Origin of the sequence: Chromobacterium subtsugae (assembly GCF_001676875.1) — a bacterium.
Lineage (GTDB): Bacteria > Pseudomonadota > Gammaproteobacteria > Burkholderiales > Chromobacteriaceae > Chromobacterium > Chromobacterium subtsugae.
This window is the reverse complement of sequence record NZ_JYKA01000001.1, coordinates 451,599-462,591: the sequence shown is the minus strand read 5'-3', so window position 1 is coordinate 462,591 and position 10,993 is coordinate 451,599. Positions and strand designations below refer to the sequence as shown.

The following is a 10,993-nucleotide window of genomic DNA, read 5'->3' as shown; positions in this document are numbered from 1 at the left end:
TGCCCCGCCACGCGGGGCTTTGCCGTTTCCGGCCCGGTCATGTGCCTCACCGCTTTGGCGGGACGAGGGGGAGAGAGCCTGGTTCGATGGAATGGCCCTGTCAGTGCCTATGCATGTCTCACTTTGTTCTCAACCCCATCCGTTCGGCTGGGGTTTTTTACATTGCCAGCTAGCCGTATCATGCGTTCATTGCCGGAGAAAAATATGCCTGATCAATTGAGAGTGGGTCTGATGGGTTTTGGCTATGCGGGTGCGACGTTTCATGCGCCGCTCCTGTCGGCGACGCCTGGCATCAAGCTGGCCGCGGTGGCATCCAGCAGGGCCGAGCTGGTTCGCAGCGCATTGCCGGCCGCGCAGGTTTTTCCATCTCCTGAGGCGTTGTTGACAGGGAGCGAGGTGGATCTGGTGGTGATCGCCACCCCGAACGATAGTCATTTCGCCCTGGCCAGCGCCGCGCTGGCGGCGGGAAAGCATGTCGTGGTGGACAAACCGTTTACGGTGAGGGCGGTGGAGGCTCGCGGGTTGGCGCTCCAGGCCGAGCAGGCCGGGTTGTTATTGTCGGTATTCCACAATCGGCGTTGGGACGCGGATTTTCTCGCGGTGCGGCAGCTGTTGGCTGATGGGGTGCTGGGGAGGGTAACGCATTTTGAGTCCCATTTTGACCGTTATCGGCCGCATGTGCGGCAACGCTGGCGAGAGTCGGCGCAGGCGGGCGCGGGCTTGTGGTATGACCTGGGGCCGCACTTGCTGGACCAGGCGGTGCAGCTGTGGGGCTTGCCAGAGGCGATTTCTCTGGAGCTGGCCGCTTTGCGCGATGGGGCCCAGGCGGATGACTGGTTCCATGCCCAGTTGCGTTATGCCGACAAGCGGGTGATTTTGCATGCCAGCGCCTTGGCGGCGGATGCCGGGCCGCGTTTCATCATCCACGGCACCGCGGGCAGCTATGCCAAATATGGTTTGGATACGCAGGAGGATGCGTTGAAGGCCGGCGATCGGCCTGGACAGGCGGGATGGGGAGGGGACCCGCGGCCGGGGCGCTTGCTGCTCGCGGGGAGCGAGGCTGTCGAAAGGCCGGCTGGCGCCGGCGACTACATGCGGTATTACGCCGGGGTGCGCGACGCCATTCTGCTTGGGGCTGCCAATCCGGTTGACGCTTGGGAGGCATGGCGGGTGATGGTGTTGCTGGAACTTGGCTGCGACAGCGCTGCCCAACAGTGCTGGAAGGCCGTCGCGCCTTCCCTGGCTTAGCCTTTGCGTTTTTCCCTGCCGCGCTCTTCCGTTGCGGGTGCGGCTTGTTGCGAGGGGGCGATTTCGGTCAGCAGTTGCTCCAGCAACTTGCTGCGCGCGCTGATGTGATGATCGAAACGCCAGTCTTTCAACAGGTCGATAGCGACTTCGAAGTAGCGCATATCGATATCGTACAGCTGGCTCAAATCGAAGGAGCGGCCCATTTCCAGGGCGGCCGCCAATTCCTTGAGCACCTGCATTTGCTGAGGATCGTGCCCTTCCTCCAGGAAGCGGCGGATTTTCTTGGCGGCGTTCATGTTTTGTCCTGTGGTTGATGTGGCGTGGATGTTCGCGCCATGGCCATGATGAGGCGGGGCGAGGGCCGGAGTCAACACGGCAAGCTATGCGGGCGCGTTGGCGGGGGGAAGCCTAGCAGTTTTGCGTATTGAGATGGAGTCAGCCGCGGAATATGTTGAATCATCCAGCTTGAATCACCCGTTCGGCATATTTTGCCATTCTGTGTGTTTTCCAAGGAGTCCTCTCTATGAAGCCGCATGAAGTGCGTAGCCGTGCCTTCGCCATGCCCCTTACCAGCCCGGCCTACCCGCCGGGACCGTACCGGTTTTACAACCGCGAGTATATGGTCATCACTTACCGCACCGATCCCGATGCGATCCAGGCGGTATTGCCGGAGCCGTTGCAGGCGGATGGCGATATCGTCAAATATGAGTTCATCCGGATGCCGGACTCCACCGGCTTCGGCGATTATTCGGAAAGCGGACAGGTGATTCCGGTCACGTTCCGCGGCGTGCGCGGCAGTTATTCCCATGCGATGTTTCTTGATGATCAGCCGCCGCTGGCTGGAGGACGCGAGTTATGGGGGTTTCCCAAGAAAGCGGGCCGGCCGAAGCTGGAGGTTTGCGGCGACACCCTGATCGGCAGCCTGGATTTCGGCCCCCTGCGCATCGCCACCGGCACCATGGGCTACAAATACCAGCAGCTCGACCAGGTGGCGCTGGAGGCCAGCCTGGCTGAACCCAATTTCCTGTTGAAGATCATTCCGCATGTCGACGGCACGCCGCGGATCTGCGAATTGGTGCGCTACCATACCAGCAATGTGGTGATAAAAGGCGCTTGGAGCGCGCCGGCTTCCCTGGAGCTGCATCCCCACGCGCTGGCGCCGGTGGCGGACTTGCCGGTATTGGAGGTGCTGTCGGCGCGGCATTTCATCTGCGATCTGACGCTGGACCTGGGATCGGTGGTGTATGACTATTTGCAGCAGTGAAGGAGCGGGCTGCTAAACAAAATGCGAACAATCGCTAACATTTAGATACAGACGACTGCCGGCGCAAGCCTTATGCTCGGGCTTCAATTTTCAAGCGGGTGTATGAAATGAAGCCAAGCATTCTGATACTGGCCGCCGGTCTGGCCTTGTCCGCCTCCGCGGCGTTTGCCGACACCGCGACCAATACCATCGTCGGCGGCGCCCTGGGCGGCGCGGCTGGCGCTGCAATCGGCCATTCGGTGGGTGGGCGCGACGGCGCCATCATTGGCGGGGCGATAGGCGGCGGCGCCGGAGCGGCCATCGGCAACGGTTATGGCAAGTCGGGCAGCCGCGAAGCGCGCGGCGACGGCCGCTATCGCTGCCGGCACAAGCATCGCCATCATCGTTGCCGCTAAGTCCTTATCCGGCAGAAAGCGTCCGCTGCGCGGGCGCTTTTTTTATGGGCGCAAAGCGGCGCGCTGCCGCTTAAACCACTGCGGCCTGTTACAGCCGCGGCGCGCGGCGGCAGGGGTGCAATCATGCGCATCCGCGCATGTTGCCGTGGGGGCAACGCTTATCCCGTCCCGCCGATTTGCCGCCTGATCGCCGGCATGGCAGCAAAGAAGCGGTCAGAGATCCTGCGGCGGCAGATGCGCTTCGCGCCCAATGGAAAAACGGCCTTCGCGAGCGAAGGCCGTTTGCATTGCCGACACGAGGGCCGGATCAGAACCAGAAGTAGCGATGCAGCGCCGCATCGAGGTTGGCGACGTCGGGCGCGCCGACGCCGGTGGCCTGATCGTAGCCGCGATGCGCGTTGTAGCCCCAGTTGCCGCCGGCGGTGATGTCGCGCAGCGGCGCGCCGTGGTGGCCGGAGCCATGGTAGGCGTGGCCAGTCGCCAGCAGGCTGTACAGCGAGAAGTTGAGCAGGCCCAGGCGGCCGCCCATCGACTGGTTGAGCAGCGCGGTGATGCCGGCCAGCTGCGGCGCGACGAAGCTGGTGCCGCCGCTGTTGCTCTGGATGGAGAAGCCGGTCTTGTCGGAGGTGTAGTACACCACGTAGCCGGTCTCCGGGTCGCCGTTCATCGAGATGTCAGGCAGGTTGCGGCCCTTGAAGTTGGCCGGGATGCTGCCTATCACCTGCGGCGGGGTCTGGCTGGTATCCACCAGTTGCTGGCCGGCCGGGGTGTTCTGCATGCCAGGAATCCAGTTCTGGTAGAACGGGCGGCTGATGAAGCCGCTGACGCCGCCGCCATCGCCCACCGGGAAGATGCCGCACGCTACTTGGTCTTTGCCCAGCGCCTTGCACAGGCCGCTCAGGTAGTCCCATCCCCAGGCGCGCTCGCTGGAGATCTTCACCTTCATTTCCTTGCCGTTGGGGTGGAAGGTGAGGGTGGTGGGCACGGTGGTGGCGCCGGCGGCGGTGATGAATTGCTGGTTGGCCGGGCTGTCCACCGACAATACCTTGTTGTATTGCGGCAGCGGCGCGGCGCGGTTGACATCGTAGGCGCCGGAGTCGCCGGACGCCGCGAACAGGGTTTGGCCTTGCAGCGCGGCCTGCAGGAACAGGTCGTGGTAGGCCTGCAGCACATTGGTGGTCTTGCCGTTCACCGGGTCCACCGCTTGGCTTTGCTGGTCGAACCATTCCCATTCGCCCCAGCTTACCGATACGGTGTCGGCGGCGTTGCTTTCAATCGCCTGCGCGAAAGCGTCGACGAAGCCTTGGGTGGTGTTGGGCGCCTGGTAGACGATGATCTTGGCGTCCGGCGCGATGCCGCCGGATTGTTCGACGTCCAGCGTGGTCTCGTCGGAGCCGCCGGCATCGCTGGGCGCGCCCGGGCCGCCGTCGATGTTGACTACGCTCAGGCGGTTGGGGTCGGTGCTGAGGCCGACTGCGCTCCAGTACTGGAAGGCGTCGGATGGGGTGAAGCTGGCCAGGGTGACGATGCCGATGGTGCTGCCCTTGCCATGGATGCCCTTGTTGTAGAGCGGGGTGATGTCGTAGTGGCGCGCCAGGTCGGTCACGGTCCACTGGCCGGGGGCGTTGCCGCTGGTGACGGCGCTGGCGCCCTTGCTCAGCGACGGTTGCAGGTGGTTGGGAACCTGGCGCAGGTGCGGGCGGAAGTGCGGGCGGCTGTCCAGGCCGATGACGGCCTGCACGTCGCTCAGGTCGACCTTGGGCGTGCCGGCGCGCACCGGGGCGATGTAGCGGGCGGTGCCCTGCACGGCGGTCTTGTTCTGGAATACGTGGACTTCTGCGCCGAAGGCTTGCTGCACGGTGGCGGCCGGGCCGCTGACTTGCAGCAGGGTGCTGCCTATGCGCTTCACGGTCAGGCCGGCGGCTTGCAGGCGGGCGCTGACGCGGTTGACGGTGGCGTCGTTGGGCGCGAAGCGGGAGCGAAATTCGGCCGGGGTCAGGAATTTGTGGTAGTTGGCGTCCGCCGGGCTGTGAACGGCCTGCAGATAACGGGTGGCGGCATCACGGTCGCGCAGGTTGAGCGCTACGGTCACGGTCAAGGTTTTGGATGGCGCGGCTTGCTCCACCTTGCCCAGATCGAGGGCGGCGGCGGCCATCGCGCTGGAAGAAACCGCTGCCGCCAGGGCGGCGACCACCATTTTTATTTTGAAGGCATTTGCCATGTTTCTAGTTCTCCTTTGAGGGTCCGGACCGCTTGCCGCCGGCGCGGCGGATGGCGGCCCTATCCGGCGGCTTTCGCCGTTTGCGCGGCTTGTTTTGATGAGTGCCGGATATCCAGTTTGAATAAACTGGCGGGACCAGTATAAGAACGGCGAATTGTGACAAGTTGAGTGTTTTTGTAACATTCTGTGTGACAAATTTGTCAGTAAATTATTGCTAAGTTGTTGATCTCAATATTAAATTGATTGTGCTTTCATTCTATTTTGCGGTTGGTTTGATGCATTTTGCCTGATGAAAGGGCTTGCAAGGCTGGTCCAGCCTTGCTGGCGTTTTATGCGATTGGGTTTTGTTGGCTACCGATGATGTTGGACGGTGAAGTCATGGCGACTGCAGTACAATTCAGATAGAGCTTGTTAGCTGTTGCGATGTCCGGCGGCGTATAAGAACCGGAATCGCGACAGATCGCGTCTGAAATGGCGACTAAGAAGGAATCAAGTGGAAGAAGGGGTTGGAGGAGGCATGCTGATTGACCGTTTTGGTCGAGCCATCGAGTACCTGCGGCTGTCGGTGACCGACCGCTGCGACTTGCGCTGCAACTATTGTCTGCCCAAGGGTTTCAAGGGTTTCGAGGAGCCGGCCAACTGGCTGACTTTCGACGAGATCGAGCGAGTGGTCGCCGTATTCGCCCGGCTGGGCACCCGCCGCGTGCGCCTGACCGGCGGCGAACCGCTGCTCAGACGCAATCTGCCGCAACTGGCGGCCAGGCTGTCTGCCCTGCCCGGGCTGGAGGATTTGTCGCTGACCACCAATGGCACCCAGCTGCGGCGCCACGCTCTGGAGTTGAAGCAGGCCGGCGTGCGCCGGCTGAACCTCAGCCTGGATTCCCTGCGCCGCGACTGCGTCGAACGGATTACCGGCAGCGACAGCCTGCCGCGCGTGCTGGATGGCCTGATGGCGGCCAAGGAGGCCGGTTTCGCGCCGATCAAGATCAATATGGTGGCGATGCGCGGGGTCAACGAGCAGGACATCGAGTCTATGGTGGCCTTCTGCATCGAGCATGGCCTGGTATTGCGGCTGATCGAGGCGATGCCGATGGGCGATACCGGCCGCGCCGCGCAATATCTGGATCTGCAGCCGGTGCTGCAACGGCTGAGCCGGCAGTTTGGCTTATCGGCGCAGGCCGTCTCCTTGGGCGGCGGTCCGGCCCGCTACTGGAGCAGCGCCGACGGCGCTTTCTCGCTGGGCGTGATCACCCCGATCTCGCAACACTTCTGCGCCACCTGCAACCGCGTGCGCCTGTCGGTGGACGGCACGTTGTACATGTGTTTGGGGCAGGAGGAAAAAATGGAGCTGCGGCCACTGTTGCGCGCCGGCATAGACGATGCCGGCCTGGAGGCGGCGATTCGGCAGGCGATAGAGCTGAAGCCGGAGCGCCATGAGTTTCGCGAGCAGCCACAGAAGCTGGTGCGCTTCATGTCGATGACCGGCGGCTGAGGGGCTGCCGTCTCAGCGCTCCAGTATGGCGCGGCGGTGGCGGCGGAACACCCACTTTTCCCACATCAGGTGGGTGTCCAGGTCGAACGATCCGCTGATGTCGGCCACCAGCAGATGGCGCTGCGGCGATTGGCTATCGCACTGGATCACGCGGCCGTTCAGGCATAGGCTGAGCGCCGAGTCCGGGTTGGGGTAGAGCGAGATCAGCAGCGCTTGGCCCGGCGCCCAGGCCCGGCTGTCGCACCAGGCCACCGCGCTCAGGCCCAGGCGGCAGGGCGTGCAGGCGGGGCGGTCGGGGTGGCGCTCCAGCAGGGAGACTTCCAGCGCCAGGTCCAGCTTGGCCTCCAGCCGCAGCAGCACGGGGTTGCTGTCATCGGGCGTTTCTCCCGGCGCGGCCAGCACGCGCAGCGCCAGCCGGGTTTCTCTTTGCAGTCGCGGCGAATAGTCGCCTTCGCGCTCCTGGACTTGAAACGGCAGGTCGGCGTCGAAACTGACGGTGTCCAGTTGCGGAAGGTCCGGCGCTTTGGCGTCTTGCATGTCCGTCGCTCAGAGAAATAGCTGCAGAATGGCGTCCAGGCCGCCGCGTTCGATCGCGATGTCGGCCTCGGCGCTGACCATGGGTTTGGCGTGATAGGCGATGCCGACGCCGGCCTCCCGCAGCATAGGCAGGTCGTTGGCGCCGTCGCCGACCGCCAGCACCTGGTCGGCCCGCAGCTGCAGCGCGTCGCGGGTCGCCATCAGCAGCCGCTGCTTGGCGGCGGCGTCGATGATGTCGCCGGTCAAGCGGCCGGTCAGGCGGCCGTCGACGATCTCCAGCTGGTTGGCGTAGGCGTAGTCGAGGCCGTAGTCGGCCTTCAGCCTGTCGGTGAAATAGGTGAAGCCGCCCGACACCAGCAGGGTCTTGATCCCCAGGCCGCGGCAGGCGGCCAGCAGCGCCTCGGCGCCGGGATTCAGCCGCAGCCGCTCGCGGTATACCTGTTCCAGCGCCGACTCCGGCAGGCCCGCCAGCAGCGCCACCCTTTCCTTCAGCGCGGCGCCGAAGTCGAGTTCGCCGCGCATCGCCCGCTCGGTGATTTCCGCCACTTGCGGTTTGAGGCCCTTGATGTCGGCGATTTCATCGATGCATTCGATGTTGATCAGTGTGGAGTCCATGTCGGACACCAGCAGGCCGAAGTCGCCCAAGCGCTTGTCGCTGTCGACGTAGGCAGCGTCGTAGCCGTGGCGCCGGCACTGTTCGATCGCTTGCCGGCGGTGTTCCGGCAGGACTGCGCGGATGCGCGCGGCTCCCTCGCCGACGGTAGGCTGGCCGCCGGCCAGGCGGGCGATGTCGGCGAGATGTTGCGGGTCCGGTTGCGGGGCGAGGACTACCAGGGTTTTCTGTGCGCTCATGGTGCGGTCGGCATGGGAAGGATTGGCTTTATTATGCCACGTCTTGCGCCGTTTACCGCCTGGCCGGCGGGTTTTGTCAGCCTTCTGCGCCGCCGCGTTTTTGCAGCCGCCATTGCACCAACCGGTCCAAGGACAGCAGTCCGGGGCCGAAAGCCAGCAGCACCAGGATCTGCGCGCCCCAGAAATAGTGGAACTGGCGCGTGGCCTCGGTCAGGTCAGGGTAGCTGATGACGGCGACGGCGTTGAGAATGAACAGTCCGGCGGCGGCGAAGCGGCCGCCCAGTCCCGCCGCCAGCAGCGAGGACAGGCCCAGCTCGCCGCAGGTGGCCATCACCGCGGCGACGGCGGGCGGCAGCAGCGGCACGTGGTATTCGTCGCTGAACAGAGCCAGCGTCACGTCCCAGTCGGCGATCTTGGTCAGGCCGGAGCTGAAGAACACATTGGCGATCCATAGCCGCAACAGCAGCAGCACCAGGGGTTGCAGCAGGTTGGCGCAGCGGATCAGCAGCTGGTAGCCGCAAACCGGCGCCTGGATAAGTTTATTCATGCGGGTGCGCCTTGTAGATGGATGGACGAGAGCAGGGCGGGTTGGAACAGGCCGAACAAGGCCGCTTGCAGGTCGAAGTTTTCGTCGGTCTGCAGCGCCGGGGGGATGGCGCGTTCCAACGCCGCCCCGGCGAACAGCGCGGCGTAGAAGGCGTAGCGGGCGGGGTCCAGCGCTTGCGCCTGGACTTCGCCGCGCAGGCGGAACACCAGTGCGTTTTCGGCCGGGCGTTGCAATATGCCTTCCAGCGAGCCGCCGTCGCGGTGGGCGAGCCAGATGCTGAGCGCCGGGCTGTCAGCGGCGCATAGCGCCACGCCGGGCAGCGGCGTGAAAATCAGCTGCTCCCATTGTTCCGGCGCGAAGGCCGCCAGCGCGCCGCTGTCCAGCGCCTCGGCGTCGGCGGCGTAATAGCTGCGGTGCGCGGCCCATTCCAGGCGGGCGACGTCAGCCAGATAGGGCAGCTCGCGGCAGTGCTCGAAGCCGGCGATGAAATCGGAAAACGACGCGCCGTACAGATGCAGATTGCCGCTGTGCGAGGCGTGAGTCTTGACGTACTCCCGCGCCAGGGCGGTGAAAAACTCCTCGCCCACCAGTTGCCGGCAGACCGGGTGGCTGTGGGCCAGCGTGTCGATCAGGCCGACACGGTAGTTGTTGCGGTAGACCGCCAGCCCGTCGGCGCGCAGGCCCAGTTCGGCGGCAGGCGCGGGCTGGGCCGGATCGGCGATGGCTTCCAGCAGCGCGCTTTGCCAGTCATGCCAGTTCATGTCGGGCCTCCAGCAGCGCCTGGGCCTTGGCGGCCTCGGCCTGCAACACCGCCAGCGGCGGTATGTCCAGATCCCACTCTATCAGCGTCGGCCGCGGGCCGATCTGGCGGATCACTTCGCGGAACAGCTGCCAGACGCCTTCGTGCACCGGCTGGCTGTGGGTGTCCACCAGCATGCCTTCGCGCTCGCTGTAGCCGGCGAGATGGATTTCGCCTATCGCTTCGGCCGGCAGCGCGGACAGCACCGCGCGGGTGTCTGTGCCCAGATTGATGCGGTTGACGTAGAGGTTGTTGACGTCCAGAAGGATGCCGCAGCCGGTGAGACGCACCAGCTCGGCCAGGAATTCGCCCTCGTTCATTTCATTGCCGGGAAATTCGACGTAGCTGGACAGGTTTTCCAGCAGGATGGGGCGGCGCAGCGCGTCCTGGGTTTCCATGACGTGGCCGGCGACGGCGTCGAGGGCGGCCCGGGTGTAGGGTACCGGCAGCAAATCGTTCACATAGCGCGACGGCGAATGATTGAAAGACAGATGTTCGGAAACGGAGGCCGGGGACAGCTCGTCCACCAAGCGCTTCAACGAGGCCAGATGACCGGCGTCGGGGCGCGGACAGGAGCCCAGGCCCAGGCCTACGCCGTGCAGGGACAGCGGCCAGTTTTTGGCCACGCGCCGCAGCATGGCGAGCGGGGTGCCGCCGTCGAAGAAATTTTCGCTGTGCACCTCTACCCAGCCAAGGGGCGGCAGGGTTTCCAGTGCTTCGCGGTAATGCGGGGCGCGCAGGCCTATGCCGCAGACATTGGGCAGGGGGGGCATCGATGCTTTCCTGAGAGGGGAGGCCCGCCGCGCGGCGGGCCTGGGCGGGGGACTTATTTCTTGACGGTGGTGCTGCCGCCCATTTTCTCGCAGCTGCCCTTGGCTACGTATTTCCAGTCGCCCGGGTCCTTGTCCATCTTGGCCTGGCCGGCGCAGGAGTGGGCGCCGGTCGCCGAGGCGCAGTCATTCTTGCCGGCCTGGGCGATGCCGTAACACTTTTCCTTGTCGGCGGCGGCGGCCGGCGCGCTGGCGAGAGCGCCCATGGCGATGACGGCGCCGAGCGCGGAGGCGATGAGGGCTTTGCTCTGTTTCATGTCTGACTCCTTGGGGTTGATTGCCCGGCAGCGCGGCTGCCATCGGGTGGGCGTATGGTACTCAAAGCGAATGGCCTTGCCACTCTGGAAAATCACATCGGCTTGGTTTGACCGCCCATCTGCTGGCAAGTGCCGGCCGGCACCAGCTTGAAGTCGGCGGGGTCGTTGTCGGTCTTGGCCTGGCCTGCGCAGGCGTGGCTGGCGTTCTTGCAGTCGTTCTGGCCGGCTTTGGCGATGCCGAAGCACTGGTCCTTGTCGGCGGCGGCAGCCGGCGCGCTGGCGAGAGCGCCCATGGCGATGACGGCGCCGAAGGCGGTGGCGATCAGAGTCTTGTTGCGGTTCATGGCTTTCTCCTGGGTAGTTCACCCGTTTCGGGTGATGGCGATTGGTCGCCGGAAGCGGCGGATGCTTACAGCCTTGTCGCTCTGAAACATCGCCTGACAATGGTTGAGTCGGGGCGCTTCCGGCTTTCTTACGCGGCGGCGGAAAAAATTTGCCGCGCGGCATCGGTTGCGGACGCTGCTGTCGTTATAGTCGGCTTCATGATCGAT

General features: G+C 64.5%; 13 protein-coding genes. 4 read left to right on the top strand and 9 right to left on the bottom strand.

Features of this window, described 5'->3' with window-relative positions:
- Window positions 1-204 precede the first annotated feature (204 nt).
- Window positions 205-1,248, top strand: a complete 1,044-nt coding sequence (locus MY55_RS02215; protein ID WP_043580794.1) for an oxidoreductase — start codon at window positions 205-207, stop codon at window positions 1,246-1,248.
- Here the strand turns inward: MY55_RS02215 and MY55_RS02210 are convergent.
- A complete protein-coding gene (locus MY55_RS02210) occupies window positions 1,245-1,544 on the bottom strand; it encodes a hypothetical protein (RefSeq protein ID WP_181243169.1) in 300 nt (99 codons plus the stop codon). The two genes, MY55_RS02215 and MY55_RS02210, sit on opposite strands and share 4 nt — an antisense overlap.
- Window positions 1,545-1,771: 227 nt before the next feature.
- On the opposite strand from MY55_RS02210, the gene MY55_RS02205 reads away from it, so the two are divergent.
- Both MY55_RS02205 and MY55_RS02200 read left to right on the top strand, forming a co-directional pair.
- Window positions 1,772-2,512, top strand: coding sequence for an acetoacetate decarboxylase (locus MY55_RS02205; protein WP_043580792.1), 741 nt, complete (start codon window positions 1,772-1,774; stop codon window positions 2,510-2,512).
- A 107-nt stretch (window positions 2,513-2,619) separates the two neighbouring features.
- Complete coding sequence (locus tag MY55_RS02200; RefSeq protein WP_047238753.1) at window positions 2,620-2,907, top strand: glycine zipper domain-containing protein; 288 nt, start codon at window positions 2,620-2,622, stop codon at window positions 2,905-2,907.
- Window positions 2,908-3,214: 307 nt separating this feature from the next.
- Here the strand turns inward: MY55_RS02200 and MY55_RS02195 are convergent, their stop codons facing one another.
- Window positions 3,215-5,128 carry a S53 family peptidase gene (locus tag MY55_RS02195; RefSeq protein ID WP_043580790.1) on the bottom strand — a complete coding sequence of 638 codons (1,914 nt, stop codon included), beginning with the start codon at window positions 5,126-5,128 and terminating at the stop codon, window positions 3,215-3,217.
- Window positions 5,129-5,645: 517 nt separating this feature from the next.
- On the opposite strand from MY55_RS02195, the gene moaA reads away from it, so the two are divergent.
- Window positions 5,646-6,620: a GTP 3',8-cyclase MoaA gene (gene moaA, locus MY55_RS02190; protein WP_047238012.1), complete on the top strand. Its 975-nt coding sequence runs from the start codon at window positions 5,646-5,648 to the stop codon at window positions 6,618-6,620.
- A gap of 12 nt (window positions 6,621-6,632) precedes the next feature.
- On the opposite strand, the gene MY55_RS02185 is transcribed toward moaA, so the two are convergent.
- From MY55_RS02185 to MY55_RS02155, 7 genes are all read right to left on the bottom strand, one after another.
- Window positions 6,633-7,157 (bottom strand): hypothetical protein, encoded by a 525-nt coding sequence (locus MY55_RS02185; RefSeq protein ID WP_043580785.1) that lies wholly within the window; start codon window positions 7,155-7,157, stop codon window positions 6,633-6,635.
- Between the two features lie 9 nt (window positions 7,158-7,166).
- The gene (serB, locus tag MY55_RS02180; protein ID WP_043580783.1) at window positions 7,167-8,009 is read right to left on the bottom strand and encodes a phosphoserine phosphatase SerB; all 843 of its coding nucleotides are present in this window, start codon (window positions 8,007-8,009) and stop codon (window positions 7,167-7,169) included.
- A 76-nt stretch (window positions 8,010-8,085) separates the two neighbouring features.
- Window positions 8,086-8,556: a DoxX family protein gene (locus MY55_RS02175; RefSeq protein WP_043580781.1), complete on the bottom strand. Its 471-nt coding sequence runs from the start codon at window positions 8,554-8,556 to the stop codon at window positions 8,086-8,088.
- Complete coding sequence (locus MY55_RS02170) at window positions 8,553-9,317, bottom strand: HvfC/BufC N-terminal domain-containing protein (protein WP_053006818.1); 765 nt, start codon at window positions 9,315-9,317, stop codon at window positions 8,553-8,555. The genes MY55_RS02175 and MY55_RS02170 overlap by 4 nt, the downstream gene beginning before the upstream one ends.
- A complete protein-coding gene (gene bufB, locus MY55_RS02165) occupies window positions 9,304-10,128 on the bottom strand; it encodes an MNIO family bufferin maturase (protein WP_065201898.1) in 825 nt (274 codons plus the stop codon). The genes MY55_RS02170 and bufB overlap by 14 nt, the downstream gene beginning before the upstream one ends.
- Window positions 10,129-10,181: 53 nt before the next feature.
- Entirely contained in the window at window positions 10,182-10,442 is a 261-nt protein-coding gene (locus tag MY55_RS02160) for a BufA1 family periplasmic bufferin-type metallophore (protein WP_043580775.1), read from the bottom strand.
- Between the two features lie 92 nt (window positions 10,443-10,534).
- Window positions 10,535-10,786 (bottom strand): BufA1 family periplasmic bufferin-type metallophore, encoded by a 252-nt coding sequence (locus MY55_RS02155; RefSeq protein WP_043580772.1) that lies wholly within the window; start codon window positions 10,784-10,786, stop codon window positions 10,535-10,537.
- Window positions 10,787-10,993: the final 207 nt, after the last annotated feature.